At 63.4% G+C, this 18,786-nt stretch carries 23 protein-coding genes; 10 read left to right on the top strand and 13 right to left on the bottom strand.

Translation table 11 applies throughout. The features are described from left to right. Positions 1–116 precede the first annotated feature (116 nt). Positions 117–2,273: an ABC transporter ATP-binding protein/permease gene (locus LB528_RS18135; protein ID WP_224715804.1), complete on the top strand. Its 2,157-nt coding sequence runs from the start codon at positions 117–119 to the stop codon at positions 2,271–2,273. A 117-nt stretch (positions 2,274–2,390) separates the two neighbouring features. Continuing rightward, entirely contained in the window at positions 2,391–2,798 is a 408-nt protein-coding gene (locus LB528_RS18130; RefSeq protein WP_224715803.1) for a DOPA 4,5-dioxygenase family protein, read from the top strand. A 158-nt stretch (positions 2,799–2,956) separates the two neighbouring features. Here LB528_RS18130 and LB528_RS18125 read toward each other — a convergent pair whose 3' ends face one another. The 3 genes from LB528_RS18125 to LB528_RS18115 form a co-directional block, all read right to left on the bottom strand. Next, complete coding sequence (locus LB528_RS18125) at positions 2,957–3,232, bottom strand: DUF6894 family protein (protein ID WP_224715802.1); 276 nt, start codon at positions 3,230–3,232, stop codon at positions 2,957–2,959. A gap of 660 nt (positions 3,233–3,892) precedes the next feature. Next, on the bottom strand, positions 3,893–4,150 hold the full coding sequence (locus LB528_RS18120; protein WP_224715801.1) for a hypothetical protein: 258 nt from the start codon (positions 4,148–4,150) through the stop codon (positions 3,893–3,895). Positions 4,151–4,342: 192 nt separating this feature from the next. After that, complete coding sequence (locus LB528_RS18115) at positions 4,343–4,534, bottom strand: hypothetical protein (protein WP_224715800.1); 192 nt, start codon at positions 4,532–4,534, stop codon at positions 4,343–4,345. Positions 4,535–4,754: 220 nt separating this feature from the next. On the opposite strand from LB528_RS18115, the gene LB528_RS18110 reads away from it, so the two are divergent. Continuing rightward, a complete protein-coding gene (locus LB528_RS18110) occupies positions 4,755–4,922 on the top strand; it encodes a hypothetical protein (protein WP_224715799.1) in 168 nt (55 codons plus the stop codon). Between the two features lie 64 nt (positions 4,923–4,986). Here LB528_RS18110 and LB528_RS18105 read toward each other — a convergent pair whose 3' ends face one another. The 3 genes from LB528_RS18105 to LB528_RS18095 form a co-directional block, all read right to left on the bottom strand. Beyond that, positions 4,987–5,178 carry a hypothetical protein gene (locus tag LB528_RS18105; RefSeq protein WP_224715798.1) on the bottom strand — a complete coding sequence of 64 codons (192 nt, stop codon included), beginning with the start codon at positions 5,176–5,178 and terminating at the stop codon, positions 4,987–4,989. A gap of 345 nt (positions 5,179–5,523) precedes the next feature. Continuing rightward, the gene (locus LB528_RS18100; protein WP_224513355.1) at positions 5,524–5,712 is read right to left on the bottom strand and encodes a hypothetical protein; all 189 of its coding nucleotides are present in this window, start codon (positions 5,710–5,712) and stop codon (positions 5,524–5,526) included. Between the two features lie 280 nt (positions 5,713–5,992). Then, positions 5,993–6,157, bottom strand: coding sequence for a hypothetical protein (locus LB528_RS18095; RefSeq protein ID WP_224513357.1), 165 nt, complete (start codon positions 6,155–6,157; stop codon positions 5,993–5,995). Positions 6,158–6,442: 285 nt separating this feature from the next. On the opposite strand from LB528_RS18095, the gene LB528_RS18090 reads away from it, so the two are divergent. From LB528_RS18090 to LB528_RS30255, 3 genes are all read left to right on the top strand, one after another. Then, positions 6,443–6,778: a hypothetical protein gene (locus tag LB528_RS18090; protein WP_224715797.1), complete on the top strand. Its 336-nt coding sequence runs from the start codon at positions 6,443–6,445 to the stop codon at positions 6,776–6,778. Continuing rightward, a complete protein-coding gene (locus LB528_RS18085; protein ID WP_224513360.1) occupies positions 6,775–6,999 on the top strand; it encodes a hypothetical protein in 225 nt (74 codons plus the stop codon). Before LB528_RS18090 ends, LB528_RS18085 begins: the two co-directional genes overlap by 4 nt. Before the next feature lie 218 nt (positions 7,000–7,217). Next, entirely contained in the window at positions 7,218–7,349 is a 132-nt protein-coding gene (locus tag LB528_RS30255; RefSeq protein ID WP_263487334.1) for a hypothetical protein, read from the top strand. A 440-nt stretch (positions 7,350–7,789) separates the two neighbouring features. On the opposite strand, the gene LB528_RS18080 is transcribed toward LB528_RS30255, so the two are convergent. From LB528_RS18080 to LB528_RS30250, 5 genes are all read right to left on the bottom strand, one after another. Then, positions 7,790–8,035, bottom strand: coding sequence for a MoaD/ThiS family protein (locus LB528_RS18080; RefSeq protein WP_224715796.1), 246 nt, complete (start codon positions 8,033–8,035; stop codon positions 7,790–7,792). A gap of 172 nt (positions 8,036–8,207) precedes the next feature. Then, positions 8,208–10,472: a xanthine dehydrogenase family protein molybdopterin-binding subunit gene (locus tag LB528_RS18075; protein ID WP_224715795.1), complete on the bottom strand. Its 2,265-nt coding sequence runs from the start codon at positions 10,470–10,472 to the stop codon at positions 8,208–8,210. Between the two features lie 2 nt (positions 10,473–10,474). After that, complete coding sequence (locus LB528_RS18070) at positions 10,475–10,951, bottom strand: (2Fe-2S)-binding protein (RefSeq protein WP_224513363.1); 477 nt, start codon at positions 10,949–10,951, stop codon at positions 10,475–10,477. Next, positions 10,951–11,811 (bottom strand): FAD binding domain-containing protein, encoded by an 861-nt coding sequence (locus tag LB528_RS18065; protein WP_224715794.1) that lies wholly within the window; start codon positions 11,809–11,811, stop codon positions 10,951–10,953. The genes LB528_RS18070 and LB528_RS18065 overlap by 1 nt, the downstream gene beginning before the upstream one ends. A gap of 251 nt (positions 11,812–12,062) precedes the next feature. Continuing rightward, a complete protein-coding gene (locus LB528_RS30250; protein WP_411962204.1) occupies positions 12,063–12,251 on the bottom strand; it encodes an imm11 family protein in 189 nt (62 codons plus the stop codon). 52 nt (positions 12,252–12,303) lie between these two features. Here LB528_RS30250 and LB528_RS18060 point away from each other — a divergent pair, with 52 nt between their 5' ends. Continuing rightward, a complete protein-coding gene (locus tag LB528_RS18060; RefSeq protein ID WP_224513365.1) occupies positions 12,304–12,651 on the top strand; it encodes a VanZ family protein in 348 nt (115 codons plus the stop codon). Positions 12,652–12,764: 113 nt separating this feature from the next. After that, positions 12,765–13,745: a GlxA family transcriptional regulator gene (locus tag LB528_RS18055; protein ID WP_224715793.1), complete on the top strand. Its 981-nt coding sequence runs from the start codon at positions 12,765–12,767 to the stop codon at positions 13,743–13,745. A 62-nt stretch (positions 13,746–13,807) separates the two neighbouring features. Here LB528_RS18055 and LB528_RS18050 read toward each other — a convergent pair whose 3' ends face one another. Continuing rightward, positions 13,808–14,578 (bottom strand): hypothetical protein, encoded by a 771-nt coding sequence (locus LB528_RS18050; RefSeq protein WP_224715792.1) that lies wholly within the window; start codon positions 14,576–14,578, stop codon positions 13,808–13,810. Between the two features lie 57 nt (positions 14,579–14,635). Next, positions 14,636–15,622: a hypothetical protein gene (locus LB528_RS18045; RefSeq protein WP_224715791.1), complete on the bottom strand. Its 987-nt coding sequence runs from the start codon at positions 15,620–15,622 to the stop codon at positions 14,636–14,638. A gap of 445 nt (positions 15,623–16,067) precedes the next feature. On the opposite strand from LB528_RS18045, the gene LB528_RS18040 reads away from it, so the two are divergent. Beyond that, positions 16,068–17,387 (top strand): aspartate aminotransferase family protein, encoded by a 1,320-nt coding sequence (locus LB528_RS18040; protein WP_224715790.1) that lies wholly within the window; start codon positions 16,068–16,070, stop codon positions 17,385–17,387. Between the two features lie 17 nt (positions 17,388–17,404). Further along, on the top strand, positions 17,405–18,577 hold the full coding sequence (locus LB528_RS18035; RefSeq protein WP_224715789.1) for an NAD(P)/FAD-dependent oxidoreductase: 1,173 nt from the start codon (positions 17,405–17,407) through the stop codon (positions 18,575–18,577). Positions 18,578–18,786: the final 209 nt, after the last annotated feature.

The raw sequence follows: 18,786 nt of genomic DNA, 5'->3' as shown, positions 1-18,786 counted from the left end.
TTGACCACCGGCAAGGGTATTCATTGACCCGGCGGGCAACCGGCGTCGGAAAGACAGGGTAGCCGCGAAGGGCAGCCCCGCATGAAACTTTTTGATTTTTGGGCCGTTGTGGCGCGATGCCCCCGGCCAAGCGCAAACCGAGACCGGCTGACAGCGCCACGCAGCGCGGCGCAAGCAAGCCGCCTCCGGCGAAGGCGCGCCATGAGAAGACGCGCCAGTCGAAACCCCGTGGCGCGCCCAAGCAACGGCCGGACAAGGCGCCGGAAGACAGGCAGCAAGAAGACAGGGCGCAAGAAGACAAGCCGAGAGACGAAAAGGCCCAGCGAGAGAGGGCACGACCTTCGATCGACAAGAACGCGCCCGAAAAGCAGCCCACCGATGCTGCGCCGGAGGCCATCGGCCATGCCGGGTCGCCGCCGCCGGAGGCGATCGAGCCCGGTCCCGCCCTTTCGCCCGAAGAGGCCGAGCGGGCGCGCAAGAAATATCTGCTGCGGCGCTTCTGGATCAGCGGGCGCGGCTATTGGGGTTTGCATGGCGACAGGCTCGCCTGGCCGCTGACGATCGGGCTGTTCACGCTGATCTGCGTCAATGTCGGATTTCAATATGGCATCAACCGCTGGAACCGCGCGATCTTCGACGCCATCGAGCAGCGCGACGCCCATACCGTCTATTGGTTGAGCGCCATCTTCCTGCCGCTGGTCGCCGGCAGCATCAGCCTTGTCGTCGCCCAGGTCTATCTGCGCATGACCATGCAGCGACGCTGGCGCTCCTGGCTGACCACGGCGGTCATCCAGCGCTGGCTGGCCAGCGGCCGCTACTACCAGCTCAACCTCGTCAAGGGCGACCATGCAAACCCCGAGGCCCGCCTGACCGAGGATCTGCGCATCGCAACTGAATCGCCCGTCGATTTCGTCGCCGGCGTCCTCAACGCCTTCCTGTCGGCCTCGACCTTCATCGTCGTCTTGTGGACCATCGGCGGCGCGCTGAGCTTTTCGCTGGGCGGTTCCACCATCACCGTGCCCGGCTTCCTCGTCGTCACCGCGGTCATCTATGCCGCGATCACCTCGACCTCGATGTTCGCCATCGGCCGCCGCTTCGTCCAGCTTTCCGAGGACAAGAACCAGGCCGAGGCCGAGTTCCGCTACGTGCTGACGCGCGTGCGCGAGAACGGCGAAAGCATTGCGCTGCTGGGCGGCGAGGAAGAGGAGAATGCCGGCATCGACCGCACCTTCGCCGGCGTGCTCGGCCGCTGGGCGCGGCTGACCGGCCAGCACATGCGCACGGCACTGGTCTCGCAAGGATCCAGCCTGTTCGCGCCGGTCGTGCCGGTGCTGCTATGCGCGCCGAAATTCCTCGACGGCTCGATGAGCCTTGGACAGGTGATGCAGGCGGCCTCCGCCTTCGCCATCGTGCAGGGCGCCTTTGGCTGGCTGGTCGACAATTATCCGCGCCTCGCCGACTGGAATGCGTCGGCCCACCGCATTGCCTCGCTGATGATGTCGCTCGACGGGCTGGAGCGCGCGGAGAAGAACGACCGGCTCGGCCGCATCCAGCGCGGCGAGACTGAGGACGGCGCCATGCTCAGCCTCAGGAATCTTTGCGTGACGCTCGACGACGGCACCTCGGTGGTGAAGGAAACCGAGGTGGAGATCCAGCCCGGCGAGCGCGTGCTGGTCTCGGGCGAATCCGGCACCGGCAAGTCGACGCTGGTGCGCGCCATCGCCGGCCTGTGGCCGTGGGGCAGCGGTAGCGTCGATTTCCACCCGGGCAAGCGCCTCTTCATGCTGCCGCAGCGCCCCTATATCCCGTCCGGCACGCTGCGCCGTGCCAGCGCCTATCCCGCCGCCGCCGACAATTGGAAGACGAAAGAGATCGATGCCGCCCTCGACAAGGTCGGTCTCGGCTATTTGAAGGACCGGCTGGAGGAGGAGGCGCCCTGGGACCAGACGCTGTCCGGTGGCGAAAAACAGCGCCTGGCCTTTGCCCGCCTGTTGCTGCATGCGCCCGACATCGTGGTCCTCGACGAGGCGACCTCGGCGCTGGACGAGAAGAGCCAGGACAAGATGATGCAGACGGTGATCCAGGTACTGCCGAGGGTCACCATCATCAGCGTTGCCCACCGCGCCGAGCTGGAAGCGTTCCACACGCGAAAGATCACGCTGGAGAGGCGCGAGGGCGGGGCGCGGCTGGTGAGCGATGTGGAGCTGGTGTCGCGCAAGAAGAAACGCGGCTTGATCCAGCGCGCGCTGTGGGGCAGCGGCGGCAAAGGGTAGGCGCTCCGAGGCGACCAGAAGGCGCTTCAGAGCGCCGCCGGAACAGCCCTGGAGACAAGGCGACCGTGCTTCGGCTAGACTAAACCCGCCGCGTGATCATCGAAAGGAAGCGTCGAAATGAGCGAAATCAGGCCGCTTTCGGAGATAGCCAGCTATCACGCCCACGTCTATTACGGCGATGAGGGGCAGCGCCGGCAGGCCGAATGGCTGCGCGAGCGCATCGGCGAGCGTTTTCGCGTGCGCCTCGGCAACTGGCGCGACGAGCCGGTCGGCCCGCATGAGCAGGCCATGTACCAGGTCTCCTTCGCCACCGAGATCTTCGCCACGCTGGTCCCCTGGCTGATGCTGAACCACGGCGGTTTGAGCATCCTCATCCACCCCAACACCACCAACCCCAAGCGCGACCACCTGATCGACCCGATCTGGATCGGCCGGGCCCTCGGCGTGCATGGGGAAGTGCTGGGGGAGGAGGATGTGGCCGAAGAGGCGCTGGAGGTGAATACTGAGCCTACACTGGGGGTGTGAGGTGCACTCCGCAGGGCTTGGCTGCCATGATGCCTTGCAACCACAGGGAAATCAAACGCTAACCCAAAGTTCGTCATACGGACTTCTTTGCATTGTGAACGCGCTCTCAGACGAGAGCGAGGACTAGGAGCACTCTCCGATATTTCTGAGATTCCGTCCTAGCCCCCCTCAGACGCCCTGCGCGGAATGTACAGAGCGTCCCCTGAAGGGACTTTTGCCGCGAATTGAAGCGTGAACAGGAGACGATTCTGGCCGTCTGTCACGTTCATGATCCAAGGCGTCATATGCTCCCAGAAGGACTGCTTGCTCTCGTTTATCATCTCGCCGGCTGCGCGCACGGCTTCTTGCCGCGCGGCATCCAAATCCGGAAGATCGACGCCTTCGTCGTCTGGGATGAATGTGCCGTTGTCGACGTGGAAGTAATAGACGGGCATGCTGCTATGGCCTGTTGAACAGGAGCAAAACTCTCATGGAACAGCTTTGTTGCCTTAGAAGGTCTTCCGACTTGACAACCAGCAATAGCGCGGGCCAGTTTCTCCTCCTTTGAGGAGCAACCGGGGGGTACCCATGAAGAAGACCTACCGAAAGCCTACACTGGTTCGGAAAGCTAAGCTTTCCGCAATCGTCGCTACCCCGTCGGCGCCGCCGCCCTGATTTCATCTGAGAATCAAGGCCCGCTGGCTCCGGCTGGCGGGCTTTTTTGTCGTTTTGAGAGCGCTGCCTTTATCCGTCCAGCGTCTCGATGCCGTTCTCAAACAGCGTCATGATCTCTATCGCCAGCGTCTCGCGCTCGGGGCTGTCCAAGGGCAGATCGGCTCCAAGTTGCTGAAGCGCTTCCGTGAGTATCGCAGCTGTTCCGGTGTGGCAGAACCGTTGTGCCGCATGTTCATCGCCCCTGAGCTCACGTTAACCGTCCGCCCGTATTGGCTCTTCTAGCCAGGAACAATCGGCATTAACATTTGTTGTGCCGCATGGGCCATGCGGATTCATCCATTCCTGTGACAATTTTGCTCGCTGCGCTAAGATTACAGGTGGCTCTCAACCGGCGAGCACGGAAACCCTCTGGAACCTTGAGCCAAGCGGCACAGGAGGGACTACCGCACCGTGGCGTTGTTGTCACCGTATCGAGCCAGAATCGCCTCCAGCGCTTCGATCGCTTCATCCGGCACCTCGCCATCCGGCATGACGAAGAATTCATGGCTCTGCCGGCCTATGTAGTCGGGCACGATTTGAAACCGGTAGCCGGGCAGCGCTGCGCGAAGATCCTCGGCCAGATCGTCAACGAGCTTGGGCGTGACCACGCACAAGCGAGGAGGCACAACGATCACGCCGGTGGCCGGCTTGGCAGTCATTGATGGCTGCATCCGTTGAAAAAAGGACGGCGGCCGACGCATACCTGGATTCGGGGTCCGTACATAAAAGCATCGGCCGCCAGTTTTGGGCGGGGGCGCGTCTCAAACGACGCAGCGGGAAATTAGATGCGTTGGGGGCAGCTTCAATTAGGATGCCTCGACATGGTGAACAGGCGGCTATTATCCACAGGTCTATTTGAACGCGTACTTATGCACCGCGCGGTTGCTTTCCTCAGTGACGCGCACCCATAGCCGTTCATCTCTGCGCGCCTGAACCTCTTTCTTGGTTCCGATCGCCGCTTCCCACGGCGTGTTGGCTATAACGATGTGGCGGGAAACGGGCGTTTCGCCGGCCAGCTCTTCGACCTGATAGGTTGCATGCACTAGGAGCAGTGTGCGCAGGGCACGCCAGGCCTAAGTGAATAGGCGGTTACTATCCACGGCCACTGACTGCCGAGCTCGGCTGCCATCATCCACGAGGATTCATGAAGCCTAGCCATGGGTCTGGTTAGGGCGTAGGCTCATCTAGTCGCCCGCGCATATATCCTTGGCAACGGACGCTTGGAAGAGACGATCAGGCTTTCGCCCCAACGGGAGGAAAGCCATGTCCAGCGAGAGCGGCCGCGAGTTCCAGACTGCTAAGGAAAAGCAAGCCAACTGGCTTGTAGACAGAACTGGCATCACCCATACACAGGCCCATGAACTTATTGACTTGCTCGGTGTGGGCAATCTGCCGCCGCTGGTGCGCGAAGCGCTTTTGCTGAAAAAGTAGTCCTGCCCAAGGGTGATGACTTCGCACCCTTAGGTGCAGCGTTTCAGCAGCTCTTCGGAAGTCTCTAGTTGCGCGCCAGCCCGCGATCTTGCGCCGCAACAAAATCCGCGTTGCGATCGTTTGGGTTGCAAACCAGCGGGTGTGCCATGCCATCCACCTCGATCACGAAAACCGAGTACGATCCGGCAAGCAGGGTCTTGTCCGTCTGGTTCGTAGCCAGCGGCAAATCGCGCGCATCTCCTGCGGCCATTGCCATATCACACGCCACTACAAACCGAGTTGCGCGAGGTGATCGGCAATGTCGCCATCGAGCAGGTGCGAGAAAAGGCACGTTGTCAGGTCTGCGGCAAGCGGGAGTGGATGTCCGCCGAACTCTTTCATGCCTATGGGCAGGAGCTTGTGACCATCTGTTTTCGGCGCCTGAAGGAAACGATGGGAAAGGCGTGTCATTTGGCGCGACGAATAGCGGCTAAGGGCTGCATTGGCAGCAGCAGCGTAACAGGGTCTCTGCCTCGATATGGTGCCTGGCTTTGCCCAGGCGACGGCGCCGAGCGCGCCACAGCGGGTGATGTCGGCAAGCTAAGGCAGACCCTTCCGGCCCTCAACCTTCCTCCGGCACCACAAAGGAAAGCGCGATCAGATCGTCGACGTCGATGCCGCCATGGCCATTGTCCAGCACGTCCGCCACCCTTTGAAAGGCCAACATGTCATCCATGCTGAGGTTGGCTTCTCTCAGCCTGTCTTGCAAACCCGCCACCTTGGTTTCCAGGGTCCTGGAAGTCTCGATCATGCTTGTCTCCGTTATTCTCCAAGGCCGCGTTCCACACGCCCAGCATCAGGCACGTGAATACCACCGGCCCGATGAAAAGGCTGATCGCTATGCCCACGGCCGCCGCAATGCCCATCCGCTCGGCTTTCGTGGCGATCCTTGCAAGACCGTCATCGGCGGGGACGAGATTGGAAAGATCGCGGTGGTGGAGCGCGCCGTTGTCGTTTGCTGCCACCTCGAGCCGCTCCCGGAAGGGAAGCCGCGCCTTGCGAAAAGGTTCGCGGGAACTCATCCGCATAGGTCACGCCGCCTTGCCGTGGCGTTCGAAAAGCGCCAGCTTGGCCGAATAGCCAAGCCTGAGCTTGGCCTTGCAGGCCTCGCAATGGAAGGTGCTCACCGCCTTGAACCACGAGCCGTTCCTGATGATCGGCCGGTGGCAATTTGGGCATTCATAGCGAAGGCTCACGTCCCGCAACTCCTCGGAAATCGACATTGTCCACCTCTGCCCCAGCCCTTGTTCTTCTTCGGATGCCCGCCACCTGGGGGCAGGTGGCGGGCGATCCAGCCAACTGACGATTGAAGGGACTGATTGCTCGTCAGCGCAGCCCTAATGAGATGGCAGGGCTTAGGTTTCACCCGATGGACCAATGCGCCGGCGAGTGGGACCTCAGTCCGTATCAGCGGAACCTAATGTTCTTCGCGCGCTTATGGCCACATGAGCAGGCGCGGTCTCGACTTCTTCGACCGATGGATGGCGGAGCATCTGCCGAAGGTGATGACGGAGGATCCCCTCGCGGTGGGCGATCTTGCCGACGAGATGATGAAGGCGGCCGCGCGCGAAGGCATTCCGGCCAGCGAGATCAACGAAGACCTCGACAGCGTTTTTGAAGTGATCTTCGAGGCGCTGCAGCATCGCGAAGGGAGCTTGGGGGAGAGCGACCAGGCTGTCTTCGAGTTGCTTGCAGGGCGCCTGGCAAGGGAAACCGGCATCAGCCGGGATCAGGCCGGCGAGCTCATCGAATCAACCGGAACCGGCTGGGACTCGCTCCTTCGCGAGGCCCATTTCCTGAAAGAGCAGGGCGAATGAGCGAGCGTGGGGCGGAGTTCTTTGGCCGATGGATCACCGATAATGTGATGCGCGGCAATGTGGGCGCGGACATCGTCTCGGTGGCCGAGCTGACGGCCAAGCTGTTCGCCGATGCCAAGGCGGCAGGTGTCTCCGAGGAGGAGATCGAAGAGGAAGTCGGAAGCGCATACGAGGCGATCTTGGCGGCGATAGTCGGCTCCAAGGACCCCGGCAAACCGTAACTGTCGGATGGTCGTTCATATTCCCTGGAGAGCTACGGTTGGATCGGGATGACGTTTTCGTTGAATAGCCGTCCTGATCTAACTGTTTGTTGGAGCATGATCTTCTCCGGAAACCGGTCCCCAGGTTCGGGATCATGCCCTGGATCCACGCCGAACCATAGGAACATTAGCGCGCCCTAAGGGTTCTCTCAGCAAGGATCGTACACCCAGGTGGAACCATGGCCGAGCTGGCATTTGCTTTTGTGTATTATTCGGGGCTGACCGGCCACGACATGCTGGGCGCTGTCGTGTCTTTGACCGCGGGGCTTCTTCTCTACAACGTTGTGCGCGAAAACCGGCCAAACCGATAACCAGCCCGAAATCATGAGCGGCCCGGCTCGAAGCGGGGGTTGCCCACGAGCCGGGCCTGACCGGCGGGGGCACGGACTAGATACAGGGCGCCGGCTGATGTTGTTGTATCAGCCTATGCTAAAGTCATCGCCCTCCGAACGAAGGACGCCTGCAACAGCCGCCCGGCGGAACATTAGCGCATGCTAATGATTAATCCTCCACAGGAGGACCTGCCATGCACAGCATTATCTATCTCGTCGGTCTCGTCGTTGTCATTCTCGCCATCTTGAGCTTTTTCGGGCTTAGGCGATAAGGGCCACCCCAAGCGGCCGGAACGGTCGCCAGCCATATCTGTCGATGTATTCGTCGCCGCCCGTTGCCAAAAGCAAAGAGCAGCGGGAATTGCGTGAGTGGCTCGACAACCAACGGTAGGCGTGGTGGCGGCCAGCAGCAGGTTCACTCACCCGCCAGCCAGTCTCGGCAGCAGGAAAATCTCCGCTCCCGGCGGCAGCTCCTTCGACCACGTATCGCGATAGATGGTCCCGTCGATCGCCACCGCGATCCCGCGGTCGATCCACGGCTCGATGCCGGGATACTGTTCCGCAAGCTTGCGGAACAGCTCCCTTATGTCCTTGGCCTCGATGTCGTGCTTGGCCTTGCCCCCGGCGACGGCGCTGAGCGAGCCCCAAAGGATGACCTCGACCATCGCCGGCTCAAGGTGCGTCGATATTCAGGCGAGGCCGGCCTGCGAATGACGGCTTCCTGCGCTTCCGGTGCTCACGTACTTCAAGTACGCTCCGCTCCGGTTCTCGGAAGCCATCATTCTCGGCTCGGCCTGACCTGAATCTCAACACACCTTGCCCTAGCTTGGATATACCTCAGCCTTCCCGTTCCGCGTCGAGCGCCGCGAGAATGCGCGGCGGCGACATCGGGATGTGGGTCATGCGCACGCCGACCGCGTTCGACACCGCGTTGGCGATCGCCGCCAGCGGCGGCACGATCGAGGTTTCGCCCACGCCGCGCACGCCATAGGGGTGGTTGGGGTTGGGGATTTCCAGGATCTGCGTGTCGATCATCGGCAGGTCGGAGCAGACCGGGATGCGGTAGTCGAGGAAGCCCGGGTTCTGCAGCCGCCCATCCTTGCCGTAGATATACTCCTCGTTGAGCGCCCAGCCGATGCCTTGCGCCGCACCGCCCTGGTACTGGCCCTCGACATAGGTCGGGTGCACCGCCTTGCCGGCATCTTGGACCACTGTGTAGCGGATCACGCGGGTCGAGCCTGTTTCGGGGTCGACCTCGACGTCGCAGATATGCGTGGCGAAAGACACGCCGGCGCCGTCGGCGACGAGCTCGCTATGGCCGGCGATCGGCCCGCCGGTCTTGCCGGAAGCGGCCGCGATGTCCTTCAGCGACAGCGGCGAGAGGTTGCCGTATTTCTCGCCCTTGGCGATGGCATGGCCCTTTTCCCAGGTCACGTCCTCCACCGGGATGTCCCACATCTGCGCGGCGCGATCCTTCAGGATCTTGATCGCGTTGCGGGCGGCCGAGATCGTCGCCATCGAGGAGGAGAAGGTGCCGCGGCTGCCGTCGGTCATGTCGTTGTAGCCGAGGGAAGACGTGTCGGCGACGATCGCCTTGACTTGGGAATAGTCGATGCCGAGCTCTTCCGCCGCCACCAGTGACAGTGAGGCGCGAGACCCGCCGACATCGACCGTGCCGACGGCCAGCGACACCGTACCGTCCATGCCGATGTTCAGGTCCGTGCAGGTCTGGCCGCCGAAATTGAACCAGAAGCCGCAGGCCATGCCGCGTCCCTGGTTGGCTTTCAGCGGCGCCTTCATATGCGGATGGCTCTTCACCGCCTCCAGCGTCGGCCCGATGCCGATCGGCCCGTAGACCGGGCCGTAGGACGAGCGCGTGCCTTCCTGCGCGGCGTTCTTGATGCGGAACTCCACCGCATCCATGCCGAGCTCCTTGGCGAGCTCGTCCACCACGCTTTCCACGGCAAAGGCCGCCATCGGCGCGGAGGGGGCGCGATAGGCCGCGGTCTTCGGCCGGTTGACCAGCACTTCGTAGCCGACGGTCTTGACGTTCTCGAGCTTGTAGCAGGCAAACGCGGTCATCGCGCCGATCTCGGCCCAGGAGCCGGGATAGGGACCGCAGCTGTAGCGCAGCGTCGCTTCCGCGGCGGTGATGGTGCCGTCCTTCCTCGCGCCGATCTTGACGTCGATCGAGGTCGCGCTGGTCGGCCCCGACGCGCGGAAAACCTCGTCGCGGGTCATCACCAGTTTTACGGGACGGCCGGCCTTGCGCGACAGGGCAAGCGCCACCGGTTCGGCCCAGACATGGGTCTTGCCGCCAAAACCGCCGCCGATCTCCGAGGAGGTGACACGCAGCTTCGAGGCCTCCAGCCCAAGCAGCTGGGCGCAATGCTGGCGGTAGACGAAATGGCCTTGCGTGCAGACCCACAGGTCCGCCGTGCCATCCGGGTTGACGCTCGCCACGCAGGCATGCGGCTCGATATAGCCCTGATGCGTCTGCTCGGTCTTGAACGAGCGCTCGATCACGAAATCGGCCTGGGCAAAGCCCTTATGGACATCGCCATGGCCGAACTGGGTGCGCTTGGTGACATTGGAGGGTTTTGCGGGCTTTTCCTCGAGGCCCTCGGTGAAGATCTGGTCGTTGATCAGCGGCGCGTGATGCTGCGCGGCCTCGTCGACATCGGTGACATGCGGCAGCACCTCATAGTCGACTTCGATCAGCTTCAGCGCCTGGCGGGCCGTGCGGGCGTCGATCGCCGCCACCGCGGCCACCGCATGGCCGTCATAGAGCGCCTTCTTGCGCGCCATCGAATTGTCGAGGATGTCGTACATGGCGGCATCGCCATCGGTGAGGTCCGGCAGGTCCTTCGCCGTAATCACCGCCTTCACGCCGGCGAGCTTCTCCGCCTTCGACGTGTCGATGCTCTTGATCAGCGCATGCGCGTGCGGGCTGCGCAGCACGCGGCCCACCAGCTGGCCGGCCATGTTGAAGTCGGCGCCGTAGCGGGCGCGGCCGGTCACCTTGTCGATGCCGTCGGGGCGGATCGGCCGCGTGCCGACCGAGGAGAAATTGCGTCCGGAGTAGCGCGGATCGAAATTCATGATCAGGCTCCCTTCATCACATTGGCCGCATCCTGTACGGCGCGCACGATCTTGTCATAGCCGGTGCAGCGGCAGAGATTGCCGGCGAGCCCAAAGCGGATTTCCTCCTCGGTGGGCGAGGGGTTTTTCTCCAGCAGATCCTTCGCCGCAATCAGGAAACCTGGCGTGCAGATGCCGCATTGCAAGGCCGCGTGCTCCAGGAATTTTTGCTGCAGCGGGTGCAGCTGGTCGCCATGCGCCATGCCTTCGATGGTCTCGACCTTGCGGCCTTCGGCTTCCGCGCCAAGCACCAGGCAGGAGCAGACCAGCCTTCCGTCGACGATGACGCTGCAGGCGCCGCAGTCGCCGGTGCCGCAGCCTTCCTTGGCGCCGGTCAGGCCCAGCCGATCGCGCAGCACGTCCAGCAGCGTCTCGTCGGGCTGGCACAGATATTCGACGGCATCGCCGTTGATCGTGGTTGATACAGCTACACCGGCCATTATTTGCCTCCCGCACGCTTGTAGGCGGTCGTTGCGGCTCTCTGTGCCAGCACGCCCGCGACTTTCCGTCTGAATTCGATGGTGCCGCGCTTGTCGTCGATCGGACGGCAGGCGCCGGAGCAGATCTTGGCCAGCCGCTCCAGCGTCGCTTCATCGAGCTTCGAGCCGATCAGCACTTGCCCGGCTTCCTCGACCAGAAGCACTGTCGGCGCCGCGGCGCCCAGCGCCACGCGGGCGGTCTTGATCGCGCCCTTGTCATCCAGCGTCAGGTTGACGCCGGCGCTCACCACCGCGATGTCCATTTCGGTGCGCGGAATGAAGCGCAGATAGGCGTCGCCCGCATGGTCAGCCCGCTTGTCGAGCAGGATCGCCTCGATGATCTCGCCCTTGGCCAGAGACGTGCGGCCGGGTCCGGTCGGCACGGCTTCCACGGCAATCGTGCGCTTGCCCGAAGGCCCGGCGACAACCGCCTTGGCGCCGGCCGCCACCAGCGCCGGCACGCTGTCGGCGGCGGGCGAGGCGTTGCACAGATTGCCGGTGATGGTGCAGCGTCCCTGCACCTGCTTGGAGCCGATCAGGTTGGCCGCCTCGACGACGCCAGGCCATGCCTGCTTGAGCGCCTTGTTCTCGCCCAGCACCGCGCAGGGCACCGCGGCGCCGATCCGGAAACCATCAGCCGTTTCGGTGATGTCGGCCAGGCCGCCGATTGCCTTGATGTCGACGATCAGCTCGGGCTCGATGAAGCCGCCCTTCATCCTGACCAGAAGGTCGCTGCCCCCGGCCAGAATCGCGGCCGGGCCTACCGCCTTGGCGAGCTCGCCAACGGCATCTTCTATTGAAAGCGGACGTATGTAACGCATCGTCTCCCCTTGGTGATCGCTTTGTCAGCGACCGTTATAAAGCGTCTGGTTATAATGGCCATCCCGTTCGTGCATGTCCGGGTTGGGCCAGAGCCCTGTTCCAGATGCGCCCAGAGGGCGGGCCAGGGTGTTGCAGCTTCTCCCGTCTCCCGTCACTATGCGGGCAGAAGGTGCCCGAAGGGCGGATGAGGCGCGGCGCCGACGTTGGTCATTGCCCGTCCCCGCCGCAAACCGCAAAACTGTTATTCCCCTCAAGCAATCGCGGTTCCCGATGTCCATACCGGCTCGAACGACACATTGCGCAGCCCGGCCTTGCGCACCCGCTCGACGAACAGGTCATTGACGAAGACGGGGGAAGCCCGCATCGGCAGCTTGAACACCTCAGCGCTCCCGATCTCTTGCGGAGCAGGTCGGTTTCGGGCCCGCGCGGACCAATTCACGGCTGGGCACCGGCGATATTGTTATCACAGCCAGCGGCCTGTAAGAGCGGACATGACCTCCATCTCCCGTCTCGCCGCACTCGCCCTGCTGGCTCTCATCACCTTCGCAACGTTGTCGCCCATACAGTTGCGGCCGCATCTGGGCGACGCCAACATGGAACGCGCGCTGGCTTACGTCCTGCTGGGGCTGACCCTGGCGATCGGGTTTCCGTCCCGCTTGACGCAGACCGTGCTGTTCGTTTGCGCGGTGGCCGGCGTCCTCGAGTTCCTGCAGCTGTTGGACCCTGGCCGGCATGCGCGGGTTGTCGATGCCCTCGTCAAGGCGGCAGCGGGTGTGGTGGGGATTGTCTTGGCGCGCATTCTCATCGCGTTGACGAGCAGGGCCGCCGAGCGGCGCTAGCTCCCGCGGTCGCGGCTCGATGATGTTTCGACCGGATGAAGGTCGGATTCAGAAGGCCTGGCCCAGCGATTTTCGCATAATGTCCGGTTGAACGAGGACGGTCCCGGAGGAAGATGGCCAAGAAGTTCGCATTTCTTTTGGTGCGCGATTTCACTTTGTCGCCGCTGTCGCTGTTCATCGACACGCTGCGACTGGCGGGCGACGAGGGTGACCGCAGCCGCAGGATCGAGTTCGATTGGGAGATCGTCGGCGAGCGCGGCCTGCCGATCCGCGCCAGCTGCGGCGTCGAATTGCTGCCGACGCGGGCGATGGGCAATCCGGAGGATTTCGACAATGTCGTGGTGGTCGGCGGCCTGCTCGACACCAGCCGCAAGCTGAGCTCGGAAAAGGAAGCATTCCTTTTGCGCGCGGCCGAAAAGGGCGTATCGCTCACCGCGCTCTGCACCGGCAGCTTCGTGCTGGCGCGTTATGGCCTGCTCGACGGCTACAGTGCCGCGGTCAGCTGGTTCCACATCAAGGATTTCCGCGCAGAGTTCCCTGATGTGAACGCCCATGCCGACAGCCTCTATTCCGTCGACCGCGGCCGCGCCACCTGTGCCGGCGGTACGGGTGCCGCCGATCTTGCCGGCTACTTCGTCTCGCAATTCATCGGCCAGAAGGCGGCGGAGAAGGCCGCCAAGATCCTGGTGCTCGACCGTATCCGCTCCAGCCGTGACGTTCAGCCGGTCGGCGACCTTTTTCCCGCGGCCGCCAGTCGCGCGGTGAAGCGGGCGCTGCTCCTGATGGAAAGCAATCTCCAGGAGACGCTCTCGGTCGCCGAGATCGCCGCCAGACAGAACTGCTCGCGCCGTCAACTGGAGCGCCTGTTCGGCGCCGAGCTCGGCATCGGCCCGATGGCCGCCTATCTGGCGCTGAGGGTGCATTACGCCAAGTCGCTGCTGGAAGGCAGTGACCTGGCCATTGGCGAGATCGCCTATCGCTGCGGCTTCCCCAATGCCGGCCATTTCAGCCGCGTCTTCCGCCAGCAGACTGGCATCACGCCGACCCATCTCAGGCACCCAAATCGGGTTTTGGCGAATGACGTTGCCAAGTAGCGGTCCCCTGTACACGGCTCGGTAAAGCTGGCGCCGGTGTCCAGGCCAATGACAGCCGGCCGCTACGTTACAGCGATGACCTTTCCCGTCGCACCGAGGCGACATAGGACTTTCGCTTGTCGCACTCGGATGCCACCTCGAAGCGCATAGTTTATTCGCACCTCGATCGGCGCCGCCGGACCGGCTTTGCGTTGGCGCATCGGGCCGGCGCTGACCGCGTCTACGCGCACAGCGCCAAGCGGCATCGCCGCCGACATGATCGCCGCGCGGCATGCGCTCACGACTTTGCGCGGGGTGCCGGGCTTCGCTTTCAGCGATAGAAGGGGCGCAAAAGGATAACCCGCTCTAAACCGCCCGAACTCCCCGCCACCTGTGCTGGAAGGTTTGAGAATGGACGGTAGGCTGATCGCGGTTCTTGCGCTTTTGGCAGAGGAAACGGGCGGGTTGTCAGGCGGCGCGGTGCCTACGGTGCCGGATGTTGCCGTGCCGGTACTTGTCGAAACGCCCGCGCTTGCGCTGTCCGGAGCGTCACCAGCCGAAACGCCCGCGCCGACTGACCCGGTGCCGGCGTTCGCGGACGCGCCAATGCTTGTCCCACCGGCGCCTACTGAAGCGCCAACGCCGACGCCGCCCGCGCCCGCTGATGCCCCAACGTTTGCGCCGACCGAGCCGCCGACACGTGCCCCCACGCCCGCGGAAATGCCTTTTGATCCTGCGCTCACTCCAGCGGCAACGCCAAGGCCGCCGGCTTTGCCGCCACCACCGACATCAAGCGCCGCCGCTGGTCCGGTGGCGGCAGCGATCGTCAAGGCGACCGCCAGGTATTTGCCCATTTCAGGACCCTCCTGCGGCATGCGTTCGTGCCAATCCAAATGCACTCCTGGCCACCATCATCGAGGCGGAGTCGGAAGCAACGCGTCGGGGAGACTAATCGTCGTCGCCACCAGAACCCGTTTCGGTGATCTTGGAACCTTCGCTCTGTTTTTGTTCTGCAAGCCTGTTTGGCGGACAGGCTGGCCATTCTGGCTGGCAAGTGAAACTGCGGCGGGACGCGTCCTGGGTGCGCGCTCCATCTGCGCTGTGCGGCGCGCGCTTTGCGCTTTGACAAGGTCGATCGCCTTTCGCGCAGCGGTAAGGGACACGGACATGTCGGTCAGCTTTTGACGCTCTTGCTCCAACGCTGCGCTCAAGTCGACAGATCCCTGCTTCGCAGCGTCTCTTTCCCGACGGGCGCCATCGGCATCACTTGCGGCCGAAACCGCGCGCGCATGTTCCAGATCCAATGTTTCGTTGGCATGCTTTGCTGCAGCAACCGCCAACTGGAGGTCGTTTAGGGCGGTGGCCCGCTCGGCCGCAGCCAGATCTGCGCGTTTCTCATCGGCCTCGCCGGCCTGGCGGGCCATGGCGAGTTCGTGCTCGAGTTGTTCGATCTTATGCCGCTCTTCGGCAAGCGATTGATTTGCCTCGGCCAAGGACGCATCCTTGGCGTTACGTGCTTCGTTCGAGGAAATAGCTTCTGCTTTCAAGCCCTTGATGACGCGCTGCGCCGCTTCGAGGTCGAGTTTGAGGGCTTCGTTGCTTTGGGTCGCATCATTCAACGCTTTTGCCTGCTCCGCGGAGGTGCTGGCTAGCACTCTTGCCTGCGCGCTTGCGCTGCGCTCGGCGTGCTGGCTTTGGCCCAGTTGCGCTTTTGTCGACGCCAGTTCGCCTCGCGTGGCCGCGATCTGTCGCTGCATTTCGGCGCTATTGTCTGCCGGAGATATCAGCGCCAAGAGGAGGATGCATACGGGAACGGCGCTCCACCTCCAGTGGCGCATGCCGAAGCGAACCCATGCCGGGCGCGGGTCGCCCTCGAACTCCTCGTAGGATTCATGCATGAATGTCACTGGCCACGGTCCTTTGTCTGCTGGGCATTCCTCGCGATGCTCAAGAAGCGCGTCAAACCGGCTGCGCGTGCGCAAAATTAAGATTTTCGGTCTTAGCGGTTCGCTCCGTGTTGAAGTCATTCTACAGCCTTGAACAACCTGTATTTTGCCAAGTTGTCGGCTGGTTATACCAGACGCCTTTAGGCGCAGGACGCATCATCCAAATGAACTAGACGTCATGACGGATCGTCTCGGAGCAGAACTTCTCGATGGCGCGATGATCAATCGGGCAGTCTAAGCGCCCGGTTGCTGCGGCCGCGAAATGATGATGACCGGAATGACCCCTGGTCGGGTCGCATGACCGGTCTGGCCGATTGCGCCGGCGCGCAAACGAACCGTAGCTTCGTGACGGGCGGCGCGTCGCTGTTCCAACAGTTGAATTCGCCTTCGGAGAGCCATGCCGCATTATCCCGACGCCATGCCTGGATCGAAAAACCTGTTCGAGCGCGCCAGGAAGGTGATGCCGGGCGGCAATACGCGCACCACGGTCTTCGTCGATCCGTTTCCGATCTACGCTGCGCGCGGCGAGGGGTGCAGGGTCTGGGACGTCGACGGCAATGCCTATTACGACTGCATCAACAATTTCACCGCGATGATCCACGGCTATGCGCATCCCGATGTCACCGCGGCTGTTGTCGAGCAGCTGCCCTTCGGCACCGCTTTCGGCGCTCCGACGCTGAGCGAGATCGAGCTTGCCGAGCTGCTGGTCGAGCGGCTGCCCTCCGTCGACCAGATCCGCTTCACCAACTCCGGCACCGAGGGCGTGATGATGGCGATCAAGGCCGCGCGCGCCTTCACCTTGCGGCCGAAGATCGTCAAGATCGAGGGCGCCTATCACGGATCCTACGATTTCGCTGAAGTGAGCCTGGACTCCTCGCCGGCGAACTGGGGCGACCTGCCCAGGTCGACGCCCTATGCCAAGGGCACGCCGCGCGGCGTGCTGGAGGACGTGATCGCCGTGCCCTTCAACGACACCGAGGCGCTGCGCGCCGTCTTCGCCGCCGAGGGCGACAACATCGCAGCGGTGCTGATCGACCCGATGCCCAACCGTGCCGGCCTCATACCGGCGCGCCGGGATTACCTCCACGCCATGGTCGAGATCGCCCATGCCGCAGGTGCGCTCGTCATCTTCGACGAGGTCATCTCGTTTCGGCTGGGATGGTCTGGCGCGCAAGGCTTGTGGGGCATCGAGCCCGACCTAACGGCGCTGGGCAAGATCATCGGCGGCGGCTTCCCGGTGGGCGCCGTGGGTGGGCGCGCCGATATCATGGCGGTGTTCGATCCGACCGGAGGCAAGCCCGCGCTGCCGCATGGCGGCACATTCACGGCCAATCCGGTGACCATGCGCGCCGGCCTTGCTTCGATGCGGGCGCTGACGAAAGAAAGCTTTGCCCATCTCGATCGGCTCGGCGCATCCTTGCGCGAAGGGATTACCGCCTCATTCGAAAAGCATGGGCTTGCCGGCCAATGCGTCGGCCTCGGCTCGCTGTTCAAGGTTCATTTCACGTCGCATCCCGTCACCGATTACCGCTCTATCTATCCAGGTCCGGCCGAGCACAGGAAGTTCGACACCTTCCACAAGGGTTTGATTGGCCGCGGCGTCCTGTCCGCCAGCTACGGCCTGTTCGCGCTGTCGACGCCGATGACCGAGGAAGATGCCAACGCCATTCTTCAAGCGATCGACGAGACCCTGGGCCACGTCGCCGCGCAGTCGTGAAAACAGGCGGACCACAGATGACAGCTTCTCCTCATGTCGTGGTGATCGGCGCGGGCACGCTGGGCATGTGCACGGCGCTCAACCTCGTCGAGCAGGGCGCGCGCGTGACCGTGCTCGAAGCCCAGTCGATTGCTTCGGGATCGAGCGGCCGGTCCGTCGGCGTCGTCGCATCGCAACTGACCGACCCGTTCGAGATCATGCTGCGCGTCCATTCACTGCGCCGGTTCCGCCAATGGGAAGGCGAGGGGCTTCGGTTCAACCATATCGGCTATCTGCGGCTGGCCCGCACGCCCGCCCAGATGGAGCTCTTCGCCAAATCGGTCGAGATCCAGGGCGAGGCGGGGCTGAGATCGCGTCTGATCCATGCCGACGAACTCAGGGACCTCGTTCCTCACCTCAATCCTGACGGGCTCGAAGGCGGATTGTTCGGGCCCGACAACGGCTTCCTCGATCCCCACGAGATGTGCAATTTCCTGGCGGGCATCGTCCGCGCCAAGGGCGGCGAGATCCGTCAGTACCGCAAGCTGCTCGGGGTGCAACGACGCCCGGGCGGCTACACGCTCGAAACCAATGGCGGCCCGATCGATCGCGAGCGACGGCTGATCGATTGCGATGTCGTGGTGAATGCCGGCGGCGCCTGGGCGCCGCGGGTGGCCGAACTCTTCGGCCAGCACCTGCACATCTGGCCTGAGCGCCACGAGGCCGTCGTCATCCATCTCGACGAGCCGCTCGACTACACGATGCCGATGGTCATGGACCTGGTGAACGGCGAGGGCAGCGGGCTCAACTTCCGCCATGAAAAGCCGGGCGAGCTGATCGCCGAGATCCACAAGGTAAATTCGATCGCGCCGGAAGACCCCGATAACTACAACGACCAGTGCGAGGAGCAGTCGAAGGTCGATCTGGCCGAGCTGTTTTTGGAACGCCTGCCCGACCTGCCGGGCGCGCGGCTCGGCCGGGGCTGGGCGGGCCTTTATCCCGTCACCGCCGACCATCGCCCCTTCGTCGGACCGATCGATGCCTCCGAGCCGACGCTGATCACCGCCGCCGGCGCAGGTGGCTACGGCATCCAGCTCGCCCCGGTCATCGGCCAGATCGCGGCCGACTGGGTTCTTCAGGGCGCGCCGTTTTCGGTGCACGGTTCACAGAGCCTGGCGCCATCGGCAGAGCGCAACGTCCTCGGTCACTGACCGATGCGCCGGATCGACGGCCTCGAAGACATCGAAGCCGAACGCTTTGCATCGCAGCTCCACGGTAGCGTCGGCTCGGCCTGGGACCTGCTGCCTAGGGCCAACGGCAGGCCGCATTGGTCCCTGCCGCGTGGGCTTTGCCGGGCCAACTATGTAACACCCCCGTCATGAGGTAGACTGTCGCTGCGACTGGGCTGACCTTCACGAAG

This window comes from Mesorhizobium sp. CA4, assembly GCF_020165075.1.
Lineage (GTDB): Bacteria > Pseudomonadota > Alphaproteobacteria > Rhizobiales > Rhizobiaceae > Mesorhizobium.
Note: the sequence above shows the minus strand (reverse complement) of the source record. Positions and strands in the feature narration are given on the sequence as shown.

Bases quoted from the DNA above. Each gene is read 5' to 3' on its own strand.
- LB528_RS18135 (WP_224715804.1), top strand. From the start codon at position 117: ATGCCCCCGGCCAAGCGCAAACCGAGACCGGCTGACAGCGCCACGCAG.
- LB528_RS18130 (WP_224715803.1), top strand. From the start codon at position 2,391: ATGAGCGAAATCAGGCCGCTTTCGGAGATAGCCAGCTATCACGCCCAC.
- LB528_RS18125 (WP_224715802.1), bottom strand. From the start codon at position 3,232: ATGCCCGTCTATTACTTCCACGTCGACAACGGCACATTCATCCCAGAC.
- LB528_RS18120 (WP_224715801.1), bottom strand. From the start codon at position 4,150: ATGACTGCCAAGCCGGCCACCGGCGTGATCGTTGTGCCTCCTCGCTTG.
- LB528_RS18110 (WP_224715799.1), top strand. From the start codon at position 4,755: ATGTCCAGCGAGAGCGGCCGCGAGTTCCAGACTGCTAAGGAAAAGCAA.
- LB528_RS18105 (WP_224715798.1), bottom strand. From the start codon at position 5,178: ATGGCAATGGCCGCAGGAGATGCGCGCGATTTGCCGCTGGCTACGAAC.
- LB528_RS18100 (WP_224513355.1), bottom strand. From the start codon at position 5,712: ATGATCGAGACTTCCAGGACCCTGGAAACCAAGGTGGCGGGTTTGCAA.
- LB528_RS18090 (WP_224715797.1), top strand. From the start codon at position 6,443: ATGGCGGAGCATCTGCCGAAGGTGATGACGGAGGATCCCCTCGCGGTG.
- LB528_RS18085 (WP_224513360.1), top strand. From the start codon at position 6,775: ATGAGCGAGCGTGGGGCGGAGTTCTTTGGCCGATGGATCACCGATAAT.
- LB528_RS30255 (WP_263487334.1), top strand. From the start codon at position 7,218: ATGGCCGAGCTGGCATTTGCTTTTGTGTATTATTCGGGGCTGACCGGC.
- LB528_RS18080 (WP_224715796.1), bottom strand. From the start codon at position 8,035: ATGGTCGAGGTCATCCTTTGGGGCTCGCTCAGCGCCGTCGCCGGGGGC.
- LB528_RS18075 (WP_224715795.1), bottom strand. From the start codon at position 10,472: ATGAATTTCGATCCGCGCTACTCCGGACGCAATTTCTCCTCGGTCGGC.
- LB528_RS18070 (WP_224513363.1), bottom strand. From the start codon at position 10,951: ATGGCCGGTGTAGCTGTATCAACCACGATCAACGGCGATGCCGTCGAA.
- LB528_RS18065 (WP_224715794.1), bottom strand. From the start codon at position 11,811: ATGCGTTACATACGTCCGCTTTCAATAGAAGATGCCGTTGGCGAGCTC.
- LB528_RS18060 (WP_224513365.1), top strand. From the start codon at position 12,304: ATGACCTCCATCTCCCGTCTCGCCGCACTCGCCCTGCTGGCTCTCATC.
- LB528_RS18055 (WP_224715793.1), top strand. From the start codon at position 12,765: ATGGCCAAGAAGTTCGCATTTCTTTTGGTGCGCGATTTCACTTTGTCG.
- LB528_RS18050 (WP_224715792.1), bottom strand. From the start codon at position 14,578: ATGGGCAAATACCTGGCGGTCGCCTTGACGATCGCTGCCGCCACCGGA.
- LB528_RS18045 (WP_224715791.1), bottom strand. From the start codon at position 15,622: ATGCATGAATCCTACGAGGAGTTCGAGGGCGACCCGCGCCCGGCATGG.
- LB528_RS18040 (WP_224715790.1), top strand. From the start codon at position 16,068: ATGCCGCATTATCCCGACGCCATGCCTGGATCGAAAAACCTGTTCGAG.
- LB528_RS18035 (WP_224715789.1), top strand. From the start codon at position 17,405: ATGACAGCTTCTCCTCATGTCGTGGTGATCGGCGCGGGCACGCTGGGC.